The organism is Bacteroides sp. 4_1_36, from assembly GCF_003466325.1.
In the GTDB taxonomy this organism is placed as follows: Bacteria; Bacteroidota; Bacteroidia; order Bacteroidales; family Bacteroidaceae; genus Bacteroides; species Bacteroides uniformis.
The window spans coordinates 150,895-170,038 of record NZ_QSOX01000010.1 but is presented as its reverse complement, the minus strand read 5'-3'; the positions used below and the strand labels follow the sequence as shown (position 1 = coordinate 170,038).

The window sequence follows — 19,144 nt, the reverse complement described above, 5'->3', positions numbered from 1 at the left end:
TTTTTGTTGCTCAGGTACTTAAAAAAAATATTTTATAATAGTGTTGCGGAATTAAGGATAGTCGAATTTGACCATCGGTACCACCGTAGCGGCATTTATTATATTGAACCCGGTCTGTTTGTTGAGTATGTCACCGGCTTCCTCAAGCGAAGGACCCGACCAGCGAAGGATATCCCACCAGCGGATGGACTCGAATGCAAGTTCCCAGCGGCGTTCCTGCTTGATGGCTTCCAGGGAGTAGGCCACCGGAGCCAAGTGGGAGCGGGCACGTACCTTGTTCAGACCCGTAGCGTCTTGTTTCAGCTCGGACTGCATGAGCAGAACGTCGGCAAAACGGATATGAATCAAGTCGGCTATTTGGAGTAGCTGTTGGGATGTCTGCGAAGATATTCCGGGGAACATCTGCTTGCCGAAAGGTTCGATTTTGCCTTCATTGTAGGAATTGATATTGATGTATTTTTTCTGGAAATAGCCGGTTTGTTCATAGTAACGATAGGATACGGTATATTCCGGTTCACCCTCGTCCATGGTGCAGTCCATCAGTACATTGCCGGCAACATTCGGATCAAGTGCTTTGTACGACCATATGGAACCGGTCAGACGGGGATCCTCCTTGTAACCGTCCGTATAGGTCTGCTTGGCGGCCCAGTCTTTCCATTCGTTGACCATAGCCGGAGATACAGGGCCAGCTCCCCAACCGGTGCCGAAGGGATAACTGTCTTTGTTGGAATAGTTGTCGGCAGACGGTGAATAGAATTGCGCGCATGTGTTGGAGAACCAGGTATAGGTCCAGTCGGATTTCAGGTTATGCTTGTTGGCGAATAAAGTTTCGTCGGAACTGTTTCCTTCCCATTTCAGGTTATGGTTGATAACGTATTGGTAACGGAACCCTTCGGTATTGTCTTCGGTAGCATCGTTGGTGTAGGCCCAGATGTTGCGTTGGTCGGACACCAGTTTATGACCGGAGTTGTTTACACAGTCATCTATCCAAGAGATGACTTCCTCTTTGGTAGTTCCGTTGGGGAGCTCGTTTTTTTCGTAGCGTCCGGTATAGAAAAGGAATACACGTGCCATCATGGCTTCGGCAGCATATTTTGTAGCGTGTCCGGTCATGTCTGAGCCTTTCGGATAAATCTTTGCCGGCATCATTTCAATGGCGTTTTTCAAGTCGGCTGCAATCTGGGCGTAGATTTCGTCTACGGATGCACGCGGCAGGTTGGTACTTTCCAGTGTGGTGCGTAAAGGAACTCCGCCAAAGACTTGTGCCAGCTCATAATAAGCCATGGCACGCAGGAAGTAGGACTCACCGAAAAGTCGGTTACGTTCGCTCTCGCTGGACCATGATTTCACATTCTCCATTGTGTTGATGGCATTGTTGGCACGGTTGATAAGGGTGTAGCAACGGTCCCAGATGCCGGCAAATGTATTCAGATTGCCACTGTACATAAGGAAGTTGGTGGCACAGTTGTTGGAGTAGGAGAGGTTGCCTCCCAGACAGTCGTCACCTGCCAACTGGGCAATGTAATACTGGGAAGAGGTTTCAGGACTTTCAAACAACAGATGGGCGTATATGGCCGTCACCATCTCTTGGGCATCCTTTTCTGTCTCCGGGAAGTTGGCGGTTGTCTTTTCGGTCAAAAGTTCCGAATCGAGGAAGTTTTCGCATCCTGAAAGAAGAATCAGTATTGCTGATGCTATGAATAATATCTTTTTCATAATTTCTTCGGTTAATTAGAATTTTACATTTAAGCCTATCATATAGGTACGTGCACTGGGGTAGTAGCCCAGGTCGATGCCTGATGCCCAACCATAATCGTCGCCACCGTAACCGATTTCCGGGTCCATACCGGAATAGCCGGTGAAGGTAAAGAGGTTCTGTGCGGTCAGATACAGGCGCAGCTGTTGTACCGGTAACTTCTTGAATGCTTTCTTGAAGTCGAATCCCACAGTGATGTTCTTTATCTTGAGATAGTCTCCATCTTCGATGTAAATGTCTGATACTCTGTTCCAGTTGGAGCTGGAAGCGCTGGACAGTCTCGGGAACTTGTTGGACGTACCTTCGCCGTGCCAGCGTTGGAATATCTCTGCTGTATAGTTATTCAAGGGTGAGGAGGAGAAGTCACGATAACACTTCAGAATCTGCTGGCCGAATGCGCCGTAAGTAGTGATTGAGAAGTCAATGGCCTTCCAGCTGGCATTCAGGGAAAGTCCCATTGTCAGGTCGGGATTCGGGTTACCTATCATAGTACGGTCATTGGCATCGAGCGTACCGCTATTGTCGGTGTCTGCCCAGATTACGTCACCCGGCTGTGTCTTGTCGCCGTTCAGTTTCGGACCTTTGTAGTTGTCTATCTGTTCCTGGTTCTGGAATATGCCGTTACTCTTGTAGCCGTAGAAGTAGCCGATGGGTTTGCCTACTTCAGCACGGAAGCACTCTTCGGCTCCTTCCCACAGAACGCTGCCGCTACCGTGGATGATTCCGTCTTTGTTGGCAATCTTGGTCACTTCATTCTTGTTGTGAGCAAGGGTCAGGTTGGCTCCATATTGGAAATCCTTTCCGATGTTGTCGTTCCAGTGGAGTCCTACTTCAATACCCGTGTTTTTTACATTACCGCCATTGACGGACACTGCATTGGCACCGAAGGAAGAGAGTACCGGAGCCGTAACCAGCCAGTCTCTGGTATTTTTGTTATACCAGTCGAATTCAAAGCCCAGGCGGTTGTTCAAGAAGCGTGCATCGATACCGAAATTCAATTGCTCCTGTGTTTCCCAGGTAAGGTCCGGGTTGGTCAGTCGGTAGGCGTATGAACCGGTACTGATGAGGTCCATGGAGTCGCCGAACGTATAACCGCCATATCCGTTGTTGGAAGTTATCAGTGAAAGATATTGGAAAGTAGATACATTACAGTTACCGTTTTGCCCCCAGGAAGCGCGTAGCTTTAAGAAGTCCAGCCATTTGATTCCTGACATGAAGGACTCGTTGCTGATAACCCATCCTGCGGATACTGAAGGGAAGTATCCCCAGCGGTGTCCGCGGGCAAAAGTGGAGGAACCGTCCGCACGCATGATGACAGAAGCCATGTATTTCTCCTGATAGTTGTAGTTGACACGTCCGAAGAAGGAGGCGATGGAACCTTCCCCGTTAGGCTTGCCAGTCAAGGAGGACACACTGTTGGCGGTCAATGGAACATTGGACAAATAAGCGTGCTTGAAATCATAGAAGTTTGAGCCTATGGCTGAACCGCTCATTTCTTCTCCCATACCCCATTTTTCAATACTCTGACCTACCAGGACGTCGATGTTGTGGTCATCGATATTGAAGATGTAGTTGGCTGTATTGTCCCATGACCAACGGTTATACATAGACATGGATTGGGTAACCTTGTCTTCTGCGTTGTTGAGTGACGCACTCAGATAATCGAATCTCGGCAAATAGGAACGATAACTGGAGGCTCCCATGATGTAACCGAACTGGCTCTTGATACGCAGGTTCTTGATGGGTTGCAGTTCTGCATAGAAGCTGCTCTGCATGTAATGGGACTTGCTTAGGTTCTGGTTCATATAGTAGTCCAGATAAGCTATCGGGTTTTTATTGGCTCCGTTGGAGATATCCCATTTGTAGTTATCCTTTTCCTGGTCTGCATAGAGGTAGTAGCCCCCGTCTGAATTGTAAGGGTGCATCAACGGGCTCATGATGAGCATATTGTGCACTCCGTTCCAATAAATGCCGCCGGTTCCGAATGAACCTTGCGTTTGCGAATATTTGTAGTTGATGGTTTCGCCTACTTTCAGGAAGTCAAGATTGCCTTTTTTCATGACTACGTGGTCCGAGTTGACGCGGAAGTTGTAGCGGTTCATTTCTGGAAATTCGCCGGGAACTCCCATGGTGGCTTCTTGGTTGGTGTATGAAATACCTATGGCATATCTGGAACGGTCTGTTCCTCCGGTGATGTTGACTGCGTGGTTCTGTACCAATGCATCTTCATTCAGCACTTCCTTCAGCCAGTTTGTCCCTTTCCATGTTCCGTTCTGTATGGCCTGCAAATCCCTTTCCGGAATATAGGTCGCCCAGTTGTACGGACTCAATCCGTCCATTACACGGCCTTCATCCTGCATCATCATGTACTCTTGGGCATTGAGGATAGTAGGGATTTTGTAGAGGTTCTGCACACCGACATAGCCATCGTAACTGACTTCGGCAACGCCGGTTTTACCTCGTTTGGTGGTAATCAGGATAACGCCGTTGGCAGCACGCGCACCATAGATGGCGGCGGAAGCGGCATCCTTCAAGACGTCCAAAGATTCAATGTCACTCGGGTTCAGCCCGTCGATGCTACCGTTGGCAACTCCATCTACCACATAAAGCGGGGAGAAGGTTCCGGTAGTACCGATACCGCGGATATTCACCTTAAAGCCCGAACCCAGGAAGCCGTTGTTTTGCGTGATGTTGACACCCGGTGACTGGCTCTGCAAAGCGCCCAGGGCATCCACAGTGTTCAGCTTGGCTATGTCTTCTCCTTTCACTTGTACAGTGGCGCCGGTGACAAGTTTCTTTTTCTGTACACCGTAACCGACAACAACTACTTCATCCAGTAGTTCGGAATCTTCTGTAAGGGTGATTTTCATGTTGGCATCTGCTTTGGCTTCCTGCGTCTTATAACCGATGTAGGAAATGACCAGGGTGGCACCTCTTTTTACGTTTAGCGAGAATTTACCGTATAAGTCGGTGGTAACTCCATTGGTAGTACCTTTTTCCAAGATACTTGCTCCGATGATAGGCTCTCCATTCTGGTCGACAACAATACCGCGGGCTGTTTGTGCCTGCATCTGTTCTGTCACTCCGAATGAATTTTCCGAGTAGGTCTCTATTGCCATGATTTTGCTGCTTCCTATAAATAGGGAGGCGATGGCAATTGCTGTGAGGATTTTGTTGTTCGATGTTCCTCGTTTACGATTTTCATTCATAATAGATGTTTTTTGTTTAAGCTAATGGATCTCAAAATAAATAGGTTGAATAGAAGATGACACTAATAGTGTCTTGGGGCTTTCGGGTAAATCATAGGCATTCATTGTTTTTCTAAGGTTACTATATATAATATGGTATATTCTTGGTTAATATCAATGTGCTTTCCAGAGCTTCCGGATTGTTGTTATCAAATATAATCCTAATTTTCATTATTTAAAATATAGAATCGTATGTATTAAAATATGTTGTCCATTATTTTATTTGCTTAAGAAATTTGCGTGAATGAAATCTTGTTTGAGAGCAAACTTGGTTGCATGTTTTTGATTTTGTGCTAAAATCAGTTAATATATTGATTTTTATGCTATTGGTTTATGTTTTTTAAAACTATTGTAAATAATATTCTTGGTTTGGGAAATCTTATTTAAGTCTCGTTAACTAAATATGCACTGTCTGTAATTACTTCGAATAAAAAAAAGGAGCTTTGTCTTGCTTGGGATTTAGTTAAAATATATGTTGTTTGTTCATTTGCAAAACTTGTTGTACCTTTGCAACCGGATTTAAAATGTATGATGCCGTGAATAGCGGTCGTGTATTCTAGAACACCACGTAAAAAACAGGAGTATGAAACAAAAAGTATCTGTACCTTTTATGTTGCTGGGCATTCTGTTCAATGTATGCTTGATTGCAGCCAATCTTCTTGAGACTAAAGTTATCCAGGTTTTTGGTATTACCGTAACAGCCGGATTGCTGGTCTTCCCGATTTCTTATATTATCAACGATTGCATTGCCGAGGTTTGGGGCTTTCGTAAAGCCCGCCTGATTATCTGGAGCGGTTTTGCCATGAACTTTTTTGTGGTAATGCTGGGACTGATAGCCGTGGCGTTGCCTGCCGCCCCTTTCTGGGATGGTGCCGCGCATTTCAATTTTGTTTTTGGAATGGCGCCCCGTATTGTCATAGCCAGTCTGACGGCATTCTTGGTGGGCTCTTTTCTGAATGCCTACGTAATGAGCCGCATGAAACTGGCAAGCAACGGGCGTAATTTCTCCGCACGTGCCATTTGGTCGACGGTGGTTGGTGAGACGGCAGACTCGTTGATTTTCTTTCCGGTGGCGTTCGGAGGAATCATTGCATGGCGGGAGTTGCTGGTGATGATGTGTATCCAGATTCTGCTGAAGTCCATGTACGAGGTATTGATACTGCCTGTGACTATCCGTGTGGTAAAAGCTATTAAGCGGATAGACGGTAGTGATGTCTATGATGAAGGCATCTCCTATAAAGTATGGAAAATAGGCGATATTTAAAGCCCCTTACCCGTAGTGAGGGGAAATCAGTTATTATGTCAAACAAATAATTAGCAATGCCCTCTCTGTTTCCCTCCCTACGGGGGAGGGCAAGGGGAGAGGCTTTTAACAAGATGAATAGGGACACTGCTTTGGTGGTATTCAGTGGCGGGCAGGACTCGACCACTTGCCTCTTTTGGGCAAAACGTGAATTTAAGAAAGTGTATGCGCTGAGTTTTCTGTATGGACAGAAACATCAGAAGGAAGTGGACTTGGCGAGGGCCATTGCCCGTAAGGCAGGTGTGGAGTTCGAAGTAATGGATGTTTCCTTTATCGGCCGGCTGGGACATAACTCATTGACAGATGCCGGCATGGAGATGGACCAGGAGAAGCCGGCAGACAGCTTTCCGAATACTTTTGTGCCGGGACGCAATCTGTTTTTCCTGAGTATAGCCGCCGTCTACGCCCGCGAGCGGGGGATTAATCATATTGTGACGGGGGTGTCGCAGACCGATTTCAGCGGTTATCCCGATTGCCGGGATGCTTTCATCAAGTCGCTTAACGTGACGCTGAACCTGGCTATGGACGAGCAATTCGTACTGCACACACCACTGATGTGGATTGACAAAGCGGAGACCTGGGCGCTGGCAGACGAGCTTGGAGTGCTCGAACTTATACGTCACGAAACGCTGACTTGTTATAACGGTATCCCGGGAGATGGTTGTGGACACTGCCCGGCATGCACGTTGCGCAGAGAAGGATTGGAAAAGTTTTTGGCTTCTACTAAATGAGGCACACTTGTATCACTAAAAATATATGGCTATGACAGAATTGAAAGACCAACTTTCCCTTTTGGGGAGAAAGACAGAATACCGTCAGGACTATGCCCCCGAAGTATTGGAGGCATTTGATAACAAGCATCCCGGCAATGACTACTGGGTGCGTTTCAACTGCCCCGAATTCACCAGCCTCTGTCCCATCACGGGGCAACCGGACTTTGCGGAAATCCGTATTTGCTATATCCCCGATGTCAAGATGGTAGAGAGCAAGAGTTTGAAACTCTACTTGTTCAGCTTCCGCAATCATGGTGCTTTCCACGAGGATTGCGTGAACATCATAATGAAAGACCTCATTCATTTGATGAACCCTAAGTATATTGAGGTGACGGGTATCTTCACCCCGCGCGGAGGCATCTCCATTTATCCGTATGCCAATTACGGACGTCCCGGCACGAAGTTCGAGCAGATGGCAGAGCATCGTTTGATGAACCGTGAATGAGGACTGTTTTTGAAGGCCTCCGTAAATAATAAAGGGAGGCTTTGGGAGCAAATGATTGTTGCGCCGCTATATTTTATATTCTTGCTTACTAAAAACTATTCGTCCGACATATGTTTAATTATCGTCCAACAGCTATCGGACGATAATTAAACATATGTCGGACGATAATGTAACGACTGTCGGACGAATAGTCTTTAGTCAATGAAACATTAACCTGCTACCATCTTGGAAAGAATCTTTCCTATAGAGGATAGTAGGGGATGACTTTTGCAAAGATATAGACGATTCTTTAATAAAAATAGCGCCTTTTCCCAAAGACGCTATTCCCTCTTTATGACTTATTCACTACAAAGGGTTATTTTATTCTTTTGTAGCCATAGACAGCAAGGTTACCCAGTTCTTCTTCGATGCGCAATAGTTGGTTGTACTTCGCCATGCGGTCGGAGCGGCTCAGAGAACCGGTCTTGATTTGTCCGCTGTTGGTGGCAACGGCAATGTCTGCAATGGTGGCGTCCTCGGTTTCGCCGGAACGGTGAGAAGTCACTGTGGTATAACCGTGGCGGTGTGCCATTTCGATAGCATCCAGCGTTTCACTGAGTGAACCGATTTGATTGACTTTGATAAGGATGGAATTGGCGCAGCCCATGGCAATACCTTTTTCAAGGAATTCCACGTTAGTCACGAACAGGTCGTCGCCAACCAGCTGGCAACGGTTGCCGATGCGTTCGGTCAACTTCTTCCAGCCTTCCCAGTCGTTTTCGCTCATGCCATCCTCGATGGAGTCAATCGGGTAGTTATTAATCAAATCTTCCAAGTAAGCTATTTGTTCGTCGGCAGTACGTTTTTTACCATTTTCGCCTTCAAAGATGGAGTAGTCATAGATACCGTTCTTAAAGAACTCGGATGAGGCACAGTCCATACCGATTTTCACATCCTTGCCCGGTTCGTAGCCGGCAGCCTTGATGGCGCTCATGATGGAGTCCAGCGCATCTTCTGTTCCTGCCAGTGCCGGTGCAAAACCGCCTTCGTCACCTACGGCAGTGCTGAGGCCGCGGTCGTGCAACACTTTTTTCAAGGCGTGGAATACTTCGGCTCCCATGCGCAGGCCTTCACGGAAGGAAGAGGCGCCTACCGGCCGAATCATAAATTCTTGGAAAGCGATAGGAGCGTCGCTGTGTGAACCTCCATTGATGATATTCATCATCGGGACCGGCATTACGTAGGTATTTACTCCACCGATATATCTGTATAAAGGTATATCGAGATAATTGGCAGCGGCTTTGGCTACTGCCAGTGAGACACCCAGAATGGCGTTGGCACCCAGCTTGGATTTGGTAGGCGTGCCGTCCAACTCAAGCATCTTGTGGTCGATGGTACGCTGTTCCAGTGACGACCAGCCAATCAGTGCCGGTGCGATTATCTTGTTGACGTTTTCTACTGCTTTTAGTGTACCTTTACCACCGTAGCGTTGCTTGTCGCCATCGCGAAGTTCCAGCGCTTCGTGCTCGCCGGTAGAAGCACCGGAAGGCACTGCTGCGCGTCCCATAACACCACATTCCAGAATAACGTCCACTTCTACTGTGGGATTGCCGCGTGAATCAAGGATTTCACGGGCTACAATCTTTTCAATTTTCATACTTAAACTTTAATAATTTATTGTCCGTTGTCTTGTTTTAATTTGCAGCAAAGGTCGTACAAAAAGGCATATTGGGCAATACCTATAAATAGGGGTTTTTCATTTCCCGGCTCCTCTTTTTTTAGATTTATTATTGATAATACCCATCAATGGTGATTGCGTAATATGATATATACGATAAATCCACTCCATATAATTACCTACAATAAGCGATTGCACAGCTGGCTGTTAATAATGACCTTTGCACCGGTTTACTAACAACATTATAATTATTATAAAATTGAAAGCATATACACTTAAATTCTCGCTGCTGTTTTTCCTTCTGTTGGCTTCTCTGTCTGTACATGCGCAGAGGAGAGGAGGGATGATTTCGGGTAGAATCATTTCTACGGAAAAAGAAACGGTGGATTTTGCGACTGTTTATCTGAAAGGGACGAGTTATGGAGGAACCACGAATCAGGAAGGCCTCTATCACATCAAGGCGCCTGCCGGCGACTATACGCTGGTGGTGTCTGCCGTAGGTTATACAAAGGTGGAGAAAAAGGTGAAACTGGTCAATGATGAGCGGATGAAGCTGAACATAACCATCGCTCCCGAAACGCAACAGCTGGACGAGGTGACTATCGTTTCTACCGGAGTAAGCCGGGTGAAGAGGTCGGCATTCAATGCTGTGGCAGTCGATACAAAGGAACTCCAGAACACCACGAAGAATCTGAGCGATGCCTTGACCAAGGCTCCGGGCATGAAACTCCGTGAGTCGGGTGGGGTAGGTTCGGACATGCAGTTGATGCTGGACGGTTTTAGCGGAAAGCACGTCAAGGTGTTCATTGACGGTGTGCCGCAGGAAGGTGTGGGAAGCTCCTTCAGCCTGAACAATATTCCGGTGAGCTTTGCCGACCGTATAGAGGTATATAAGGGTGTAGTTCCCGTGGGCTTCGGTACGGATGCCATTGGCGGTGTCATCAATATTGTTACCAACAAGAAACGCCGGAACTGGTTCCTGGATGCTTCTTATTCTTACGGCTCGTTCAATACCCACCGCTCATACGTTAACTTCGGACAGACTTTCAAGAACGGTTTCAGCTATGAAATCAATGCCTTTCAAAACTACTCGGACAACGATTATCATGTAGATGCGCCGGTAAAGGATTTTGAGACGGGCAGTTTCAACGAAAGTGAGAAGGTGCGCGTGAAGCGTTTCAATGATACTTACCACAACGAAGCCATTGTGGCCAAAGCGGGTATTGTGGACAAAAGTTGGGCAGACCGGCTGATGTTCGGTTTCACCTATTCGCACATGTACAAGGACATACAGACCGGTGTACGCCAGAAGACAGTCTTCGGAGAAAAGCACCGCTTCGGCCATTCACTAATGCCTTCGATGGAATACAGCAAACGCAACTTGATAATCAAGGGGCTGGATATGGTGTTGACAGCCAACTACAATCGCAATGCCACTACGAATGTGGATACTGCCCGCTATGAATACAACTGGCTTGGTGAGAAACATCCGCTGAACAGTCCCGGCGAACAGTCCCGCCAGTATTCCCGTGCCGATAATGACAATTGGAACGGTACATTGACCTTGAATTACCGCATTGCCAGAGTCCACATGCTGACTTTCAATCATGTGTTGAGTGCATTCCAGCGTGATAATACTTCACTGTTGGCGGTGGAAGAACAGACGGATGCCATTGCCAAGCAGACCCGCAAGAATATCTCCGGTTTGTCATACCGCCTGATGCCTTCCGAAAAGTGGAACTTCTCGGCATTCGGCAAATACTACCGCCAGTATGTGGCAGGACCTATGGCCGAGGATGATACCGGTAGTAATTATGTACGCACCAGCCGTACGGTAGACTCTTGGGGATATGGTGCTGCCGGAACCTACTTCATCCTGCCCGGCTTGCAGGCGAAGCTCTCTTATGAAAAAGCTTACCGCCTGCCCACTATCGAAGAGATGTTTGGTGACGAAGACCTGGAGAGTGGAGACATCGGCATCCGTCCCGAGAAAAGTGACAACATCAACTTGAACCTGAGTTATTCCCGGAGTTTTGGAAAACATTCTGTCTACGTGGAAGGCGGTGTGGTATACCGCAATACGAAGGATTATATCCAGCGCAATATCCAGGACTTGAGCGGAGGAAAAGAAGGGGCCACTTATACCAACTACGGCAAGGTGCTGACGAAGGGATACAATGTATCGGCACGCTATGGCTTCGGACGCTGGCTGAGTGTGGGCGGCAACTTCACGCAGATGAATGTGCGTGACAATGAGAAGATGCAAATCGGCAGTACCGGCAACTCTGTGGAAAATCTCGGTTACAAGGCACGCATTCCCAATGTGCCCTATCAGTTTGCTGATTTTGACGTAAACTTCTATTGGCGCGACCTCTGGAAGAAAGGGAATATGCTGTCCGTGACTTACGACAACCAGTACATGCACAGCTTCTCCTACTATTCGCAGGCCATCGGTAGCAAGAACAAGGATTTCATGGTACCCGACCAGTTCTCCCATAACCTGACATTGAGCTATAGTCTGAAGAATGGCCGCTATAATATCTCGTTTGAATGCCGCAACTTCACGAACGAGGATTTGTACGACAATTTCAGTCTTCAGAAAGCCGGGCGTGCGTTCTATGGCAAGGTACGTGTACATTTTGGTGATTAATAAATATAATGGTTTTAATAGGTGTAATTAATAAGAAGAACAAATGAAGAAGAATTATCTTTTGTCCGGCCTCTTGGCAATGGCAATGACCGGAATGGCTTTAATTTCTTGTACAGACACAGACGAACCGGGTTCCGGCTCCGGTTCCGGTTCAAAGGGTAACTATGTGATAGCTGCCACGGCTACAGTTTCAGGTAGCTCCGTTCCTGTCCTGCTGACAGCCGAGTCACTGGAAAGCGGTGAAATTACTGCTGCCGGCAATGGCCTTGTGAACGATGGGGCTACTTACTGGGTGTTCTACGGAAACAAATATCTGTATGCCTTGAACTATCACCAGGGAAATGCAGGCACTACCCAGTCGTTCATTATGAATACAAACGGTGAACTGGAAAAACGTAGCCAGGAGTATAACGTCAATCGTTTCACTACCTACGGCTATTATGACCAATTTATAATGACGACTTCTACCGGCGACGGCCCTACGGAACTGAATGATGCAAATGGATATACTCCCCAATCTTTTTTGATTTCCTATCTGGATGTCGAGAAACAGACTTATACAAAGAACTCGGTAACAAAGGATACTCCATTTCTTGCCGAAAATTTCCTTGAAAATGGTGAATACGTAACACTGGCCGGTATAGAACAAGTGGGCAGTAAGGTTTATGCAGCAGCCATTCCCATGGGGCTTAGCCAGTATGGTTGCATGCAGAAGAACGAAGACGGTAGCTACAAGTGGGTGCTTTCCGGTAATGAGGATTTAATAAAGACAGAATCCGGCGGGCAGGGTAGCGGTGCCTATGAGAAGGACGAATTGCAATGGACCCAGTATCCTAATGAATGCCATATCGCTATCTTTGGTGATCAGACACTGAATTCTCATAAGGTCATCACTACAGACAAAATCAGTTATGCTGCCGGACGTAACCGTTCACAGTACTACCAGATGAACTGGCTTGCCGACGACGGCTATGTATATGTATTTTCTCCGAGCTATGCCAAGACCATGAGTGATTCGCGTCAGCAGACTACATTGCCTGCTGGAGTTGTACGCATCGATACCAAAGCAGAAGAATTTGATGCCGCTTATTACTATAATCTTGAAGAGAAAGCCAATGGCGCCTCTTTCTTGCGGACTTGGTATATTTCAGGTAATTATTTCCTGCTGCTGATGTATGATAAGGCAATTACGGCATCAGACAAGGTTGCCAACCAACTTGCCGTCTTCAATGCCTCCACTGGAGCTTTGACTTATGTGAACGGCCTTCCAAGCGATGTCTCTGGCTTTGGTAATACCCCGTACATGGAAAATGGCAACGCATATGTGGCAGTCACTACCTCTTCCGGCTATCCTGCCATCTATAAGGTAGACCCTGCCAATGCAACAGCTACCAAAGGTCTGGTTGTCAATGCAACCCAACTGAACGGTGTAGGTAAACTGGAATAAAGCTCCTATGAAGAAAGTTTTTCGTAAGATACATTTATGGCTTTCAGTCCCCTTCGGGCTACTGATTACCCTTATCTGTTTTTCCGGAGCCATGCTGGTATTCGAGACGGAGGTGATGGAGCTCTGCCACCGCGACCTCTACTATGTGGAGAAAGTCGGGCCGGCACCGCTTCCCATGGGCAAGGTGGCCGAAAAAGTGGCCGCTACTCTGCCGGATAGTGTTTCTGTGACGGGTGTCACAGCCTCGTCTGCTCCGGAGCGTGCCTGGCAGGTGAACCTTTCCAAACCTCGTCGTGCTTCCGTCTATGTAGACCAGTATACGGGTGAGATAAAGGGCAAGTATGAGCGTGCGCCGTTTTTCACGACCATGTTCCGCCTGCATCGCTGGTTGCTGGACAGCATGAAGCCCGATGGAGGCATCTTCTGGGGGAAAATGATTGTGGGCACTGCCACGCTGATGTTTGTCTTTGTCCTGATATCGGGCATTGTCATTTGGTGGCCCCGTACAAAGAAAGTTTTGAAGAACAGTCTGAAGATTGTTATCAATAAAGGTTGGCGCCGCTTCTGCTACGACCTGCATGTGGCAGGCGGTATGTACACGCTGATTTTTCTGCTGGCAATGGCGCTTACGGGACTGACATGGTCTTTCTCCTGGTATCGTACCGGTTTCTACAAGGTCTTCGGAGTGGAAACTGCGCAAGGAGGTGGGGGACACGGTGCTCCGGCACAAACTGCTGCCCACGGAGGAGATGGGGGACAAGGTCGGTCTGATGGCAGACCGGGAACTGAGAATCGTGAAAGAAAGCCCTTCTCTCCCTTTGCAAACTGGCAGAAGGTTTACGAAGAACTGAAGGGACTCAATCCTGATTATAGGCAGATAACCGTATCCAAAGGCTCTGCTACGGTATCTTTCAATCGGTTGGGCAACCAGCGTGCTGCCGACCGCTATACGTTCAATCTCCGTAGCGGTGAAATCACCGGGACTACCTTATATAAAGATACCGACATTTCAGGGAAAATCCGAGGCTGGATATTCTCCGTTCATGTAGGCAGTTGGGGAGGACTCGCCACTCGCATATTGAGTTTCCTTGCCGCTTTGACAGGTGCAAGTTTGCCGCTGACGGGCTATTATCTTTGGATTCGCAGATTGGGGCGGAAAGGCAGTAGGAAAGCGAACATGCAATTAAAGAAAGTTGCTTAGAAAAAGCAGGCAGTTTTATAAAAGGATGAAGATGTCCGCAAGATGCGCAGGCGTGCGTGTTTTGTGGGCGTTTTTTTATAAATACTTTTGGGCGGAGATTTCATTTATCCGCATTTCCTTCTCTTCTATCCGGATGCATCCTTCGCTTGCCAGCTCCGATAAGGCACGTGCCAGCGAGGGACGCGCCACTCCCAGTATTTGTGCCACTTCCTGCTGGTTGAGTATCGTGCCATGCATGCGTAGATAGTTCAGTATGCGCGATTTCAGGCTTTGCAGGGCAAAGGCATTCAGCTTTTTGGAGAGGAACAGAGTTCTGTCCGATACCAGTTGCAGAAAGTTGCGCATCACAGTGGGGTGTCGATGCAGGAACTCCAGGAAAACATTCTTGTTTATGATGAGTATCTCACATTTCTCTTTTGCTTCGATATTTACCGGGAAGCGGTTTTCGGAGGCAAAGACAAAAGCCGGGGCAAGTAGTTGCGGGGCTTTCAGCGTTTCTATGGTGAGTTGCTTTCCCTCTGCACTGACCATTTGGGTACGTACACTGCCGCTGCACAATATGAATAGAGAACGGTATGCTTCTCCCTGTATGGCAATAAAGTCAGCAGGTTTGTATTGCCTGCGTGCATGTTCGGGTGCCAGAATGAGGGATAATAATTCTTCTTCTGTTATGCCTTGGAAAGGAGGCATTTTCAATAATGTATGGATTTCCATTTTCTTTTTTACTTTTTTGTGATTCGATGTAACATTCGTGACAGTTTTCGCGTTGTAGAACTCTCATCTTTGCACAAAGATAATGCAAACCGAAAGTAATAGAAAATAAGCTTGCTTATTTTTATTGCTAAGGTGCCGCTTCTTTTATGGAAAGATAATGTAAACTTTTAAATGAATAGGAATATGGAATCAAACATGTTTTGTTATCAATGTCAGGAGACTGCCAAAGGAACTGGCTGTATATTGAAAGGTGTGTGTGGAAAAGAAAGCCATACGGCTCAAGCAATGGACTTGTTACTGTTTGTAGTCAGGGGCATCTCTGTTGTTGCCGATACATTACGTAAGGCAGATTGTCCGGTCTCTGAGGAAGTGAATGTTTTTGTGACGGATGCTCTGTTCTGCACCATTACGAATGCAAATTTCGACGATGAAAGCATCTTGAAGCGGGTGGATAAAGGAATCATCATGCGTAATGGATTGATTCAAGAAGCGGAACACAACAAAGTGTTCCTACCCAAAGTAGATGAACTGACTTGGCAGGGAACGCGTGATGACTATGCCGAAAAAGCGAAGACAGTAGGTGTTCTGCGTGAACAAGATGAAGACCTCCGCTCGTTGAAAGAATTGCTTGTCTATGGCTTGAAAGGTATGGCAGCCTATCTGGAGCATGCCATGCGTCTGGGATTCAATGATGATACGGTTCATGTTTTCATGCAACGCGCACTGGCTACCATTGCGGTTGAGTTTCTATCGGCAGAGGAGTGGGTGAAGCTGGTTCTCGAAGCCGGTGAGTTCGGAGTAAAGACAATGGCTCTATTGGATGCGGCCAATACCGGTACTTACGGTAATCCTGAAATTACAAAGGTGAATATCGGTGTGAAGAACCGTCCGGGAATTTTGATCAGCGGCCATGACTTGAAAGATATGGAAGAATTATTGAAACAGACTGAAGGCACGGGAGTAGACGTCTATACACATGGTGAAATGCTGCCTGCCCACTATTACCCCGCTTTCAAGAAATATTCCCATTTTGTAGGCAATTATGGTAATGCCTGGTGGAAACAGCGCGAAGAATTCACTTCCTTCAACGGACCGATTCTGTTTACCACCAATTGCATCGTTCCTCCTCTGGCAAATGCCGTGTATAAAGAACGTATGTTTACCACCAACTCTACCGGCTATCCGGGTTGCAAGTACATTGATAAGGATGCTGAAGGTAGGAAAGACTTTTCTGAAATCATAGAGATTGCCAAACAATGCCAGCCCCCGGTGGAGATAGAGCATGGAGAGATTATCGGCGGTTTTGCTCATAACCAGGTGCTGCAACTGGCAGACAAGGTGGTAAATGCCGTGAAGACCGGGGCCATACGCCGCTTTATCGTAATGGCAGGCTGTGATGGACGTATGAAGAGCCGTGACTACTACACGGAATTTGCCAAGGCCTTGCCGCAAGATACCGTTATCCTGACCGCAGGTTGTGCCAAATACCGCTATAACAAACTTGGTTTGGGAGATATCAACGGCATTCCCCGTGTATTGGATGCCGGACAGTGCAATGACAGCTATTCACTGGCGGTAATAGCCATGAAGCTGAAAGAAGTATTCCAGCTGAACGACATTAATGAACTTCCCATAGTCTACAACATAGCGTGGTACGAACAGAAAGCAGTTATTGTATTATTGGCATTATTGAGCCTCGGTGTGAAGGATATTCACTTAGGACCTACATTGCCCGCTTTCCTTTCTCCAAATGTCGTCAAGGTACTGGTTGATATGTTCCATATTGCAGGTATCGGTAGCGTGGAAGATGATTTGAAGAAATTCGGGTTATAGATGAAAGGGTACTGAAACTATCCTTTTATCACGTTATTTATCGCTTCCTCCGTTCCGCAGAATGGCCCGTGTGATTGTAGTTTTATGGTACACATGGCGGCGGCAAAGCATCCCGCTTCCCGGTGGGATGCGCCTTTGTTGCGCATATACAGATACCCCACCATATAGGTGTCTCCGCATCCCGTTGCATCTGTTATCTGAAGGGCCGGATAGGCGGGTATTTCGTGGAATTCTCCTTGGGCATATATCAGCGAACCTTTATCTCCCAGGGTCAGCAGCACTTCCTTCACGCCCCAGTCTGCAATCAGCAATGCAGCTTCGTGCGGTTCACTGCATCCGGTCAGCACTTCCATTTCAGCTTCGTTGGCTTTCAGGATATGGATATACTTCAATGCTTCTTTCTTTTCCGGCCAGTCTACGGCCAGCACCTTTTCATTCTCCACCTTGCGGAGAAATCCTTGCACGTCTACCGAGAGGAGTCCCTTGCCGGACAAGAACTTGATGACCTCCAAAGAGAAGTCGTCGGCAAGCAGACTGCCCAAGTGGATAATCCGTGCATCGGTATCTTTCAAACCTTCCACGGTGAAAGGGTCTGCTTTTGCCGTGACACGTTGTGTACGTTCGTTCTGGTTTTCTCCATAAATATTCTCGAAACAGACGGAATGTGTGCTGTGCAAGGCTTTGACGGAAATACCTTCTTTCCGAATGTCTTCCACAATGCCCATGTCAGTATCAGCCAAAGCTGTTACCAATAAAAAATCGTTAGCATTCAAGTGCTTGATGGCATGTGCGAAGTAGAAGGAGGTGCCTCCCGGCATATATATGGTATTTTTAGGGGTTACGACTTTATCTTGGGTAATATAACCGATGCAACATAGACTGTGTGTGTTCATTTCTTTGTTGGCTTTTTATTGCTTTATTGTATTGATTCCGTAAATTGGGCGCGAAGATAGTGATTTAATAACAATTCGACTATATTTGCAGCTGTAAATGTAGCCTCATTGAATATGAATTCATTAAAAACGAAAAGAGTACGTATGATAGTTGGCATTATAGTGGGTATTGTGGCTGTTGCGGTCATAGTGGGATTCGTTTTTGTCAATCAGCCGAGTTTCGGGAGGGCTCCTCAAGGAGAACGGTTGGAGAGGATAAAGAAGTCGCCTCATTACAAAGACGGAGAATTCCGGAATCTGCACAGTACGGTGATGATGACTTCCCAAAAGGGACGTTTGGGAGTTTTCTGGGGATTCTTATTTAAGAAAGAAACCGATTTGCGTCCTGAAACGGAGATTCCGGTTATAAAGACGGACCTCAGCAAGATAAGCAAGGACGAGAATGTATTGGTATGGTTCGGACATTCATCCTATTTTATCCAGATAGACGGAAAGCGTATACTGGTAGACCCCGTATTTTGTGGGGCTTCTCCGGTTTCGTTTGTAAACAAGCCGTTCAAGGGGGCAAATGCCTACAAGCCTGCCGATATGCCGGAGATTGACTATCTGGTGATATCACATGACCATTGGGACCATCTGGATTATGAAACGGTGATGCAGCTGAAAAATCGGGTAGATAAGGTGGTCTGTCCTTTGGGGGTAGGTGAACATTTCGAGTATTGGGGATTTGAGAAATCATCCCTGGTTGAGCTGGATTGGTTTGAAGATACTGTACTGGATAAGGGATTTCTGCTTCATTGCTTGCCCGCCCGGCATTTTTCGGGCCGCTCGTTGAAAGCGAATCAGGCACTATGGGCCTCTTTCCTTATCGAAACCCCTTCGCAGAAGATTTATATGGGCGGTGATAGTGGATATGATACGCATTTTGCCGAAATAGGCAAGCAATATCCCGGCATTGACCTTGCCATATTGGAGAATGGGCAGTATAACGAAGATTGGAAATATATCCATACCATGCCCCAATATTTGGGACAAGTGGCCAGGGACTTGAATGCGGAAAAGCTTCTGACTGTCCATCATTCCAAATATGCTTTGGCTAGACACCGCTGGGACGAACCGTTGAAGAATGCCATGAATCTGAAAGAGAAAGACTCTTTGAACGTGTTGATGCCTATTATAGGGGAAGTGGTCCGGTTAAAATAATGAACGATATTGATTATTTAG

At 46.9% G+C, this 19,144-nt stretch carries 13 protein-coding genes; 8 read left to right on the top strand and 5 right to left on the bottom strand.

Annotation, left to right across the window (positions count from 1 at the left end; all coding sequences use genetic code 11):
* Positions 1-51 precede the first annotated feature (51 nt).
* Both DXD65_RS11700 and DXD65_RS11695 read right to left on the bottom strand, forming a co-directional pair.
* Positions 52-1,716, bottom strand: a complete 1,665-nt coding sequence (locus tag DXD65_RS11700) for a RagB/SusD family nutrient uptake outer membrane protein (protein ID WP_233556134.1) — start codon at positions 1,714-1,716, stop codon at positions 52-54.
* 15 nt (positions 1,717-1,731) lie between these two features.
* Positions 1,732-4,965 (bottom strand): SusC/RagA family TonB-linked outer membrane protein, encoded by a 3,234-nt coding sequence (locus DXD65_RS11695; protein WP_008664919.1) that lies wholly within the window; start codon positions 4,963-4,965, stop codon positions 1,732-1,734.
* 622 nt (positions 4,966-5,587) lie between these two features.
* Between DXD65_RS11695 and DXD65_RS11690 the strand changes: the two genes are divergently transcribed.
* From DXD65_RS11690 to queF, 3 genes are all read left to right on the top strand, one after another.
* Positions 5,588-6,268 carry a queuosine precursor transporter gene (locus tag DXD65_RS11690; protein ID WP_005831504.1) on the top strand — a complete coding sequence of 227 codons (681 nt, stop codon included), beginning with the start codon at positions 5,588-5,590 and terminating at the stop codon, positions 6,266-6,268.
* 113 nt (positions 6,269-6,381) lie between these two features.
* Positions 6,382-7,038: a 7-cyano-7-deazaguanine synthase QueC gene (gene queC / locus DXD65_RS11685; protein WP_005831503.1), complete on the top strand. Its 657-nt coding sequence runs from the start codon at positions 6,382-6,384 to the stop codon at positions 7,036-7,038.
* A gap of 31 nt (positions 7,039-7,069) precedes the next feature.
* A complete protein-coding gene (queF, locus tag DXD65_RS11680; RefSeq protein ID WP_008664917.1) occupies positions 7,070-7,525 on the top strand; it encodes a preQ(1) synthase in 456 nt (151 codons plus the stop codon).
* A gap of 355 nt (positions 7,526-7,880) precedes the next feature.
* Here the strand turns inward: queF and eno are convergent, their stop codons facing one another.
* Positions 7,881-9,161 (bottom strand): phosphopyruvate hydratase, encoded by a 1,281-nt coding sequence (gene eno / locus DXD65_RS11675; RefSeq protein ID WP_005831501.1) that lies wholly within the window; start codon positions 9,159-9,161, stop codon positions 7,881-7,883.
* Between the two features lie 364 nt (positions 9,162-9,525).
* Between eno and DXD65_RS11670 the strand changes: the two genes are divergently transcribed.
* Genes DXD65_RS11670 through DXD65_RS11660 form a run of 3 tightly spaced genes read left to right on the top strand, consistent with a single transcriptional unit; the run spans position 9,526 to position 14,480 of the window.
* Positions 9,526-11,832, top strand: a complete 2,307-nt coding sequence (locus DXD65_RS11670; RefSeq protein WP_009038190.1) for a TonB-dependent receptor — start codon at positions 9,526-9,528, stop codon at positions 11,830-11,832.
* 43 nt (positions 11,833-11,875) lie between these two features.
* On the top strand, positions 11,876-13,279 hold the full coding sequence (locus tag DXD65_RS11665; RefSeq protein ID WP_005831492.1) for a DUF4374 domain-containing protein: 1,404 nt from the start codon (positions 11,876-11,878) through the stop codon (positions 13,277-13,279).
* A gap of 7 nt (positions 13,280-13,286) precedes the next feature.
* Entirely contained in the window at positions 13,287-14,480 is a 1,194-nt protein-coding gene (locus DXD65_RS11660; protein WP_117887662.1) for a PepSY-associated TM helix domain-containing protein, read from the top strand.
* A 75-nt stretch (positions 14,481-14,555) separates the two neighbouring features.
* Here DXD65_RS11660 and DXD65_RS11655 read toward each other — a convergent pair whose 3' ends face one another.
* Positions 14,556-15,194 carry a Crp/Fnr family transcriptional regulator gene (locus DXD65_RS11655; RefSeq protein ID WP_008664904.1) on the bottom strand — a complete coding sequence of 213 codons (639 nt, stop codon included), beginning with the start codon at positions 15,192-15,194 and terminating at the stop codon, positions 14,556-14,558.
* A 183-nt stretch (positions 15,195-15,377) separates the two neighbouring features.
* Here DXD65_RS11655 and hcp point away from each other — a divergent pair, with 183 nt between their 5' ends.
* Positions 15,378-17,027, top strand: coding sequence for a hydroxylamine reductase (gene hcp, locus DXD65_RS11650; protein ID WP_117887661.1), 1,650 nt, complete (start codon positions 15,378-15,380; stop codon positions 17,025-17,027).
* Positions 17,028-17,044: 17 nt separating this feature from the next.
* Here hcp and DXD65_RS11645 read toward each other — a convergent pair whose 3' ends face one another.
* The gene (locus tag DXD65_RS11645) at positions 17,045-17,920 is read right to left on the bottom strand and encodes a PfkB family carbohydrate kinase (protein ID WP_008664898.1); all 876 of its coding nucleotides are present in this window, start codon (positions 17,918-17,920) and stop codon (positions 17,045-17,047) included.
* 114 nt (positions 17,921-18,034) lie between these two features.
* Between DXD65_RS11645 and DXD65_RS11640 the strand changes: the two genes are divergently transcribed.
* Positions 18,035-19,123 (top strand): MBL fold metallo-hydrolase, encoded by a 1,089-nt coding sequence (locus DXD65_RS11640; protein ID WP_317125005.1) that lies wholly within the window; start codon positions 18,035-18,037, stop codon positions 19,121-19,123.
* The last annotated feature ends 21 nt before the right edge of the window (positions 19,124-19,144 follow it).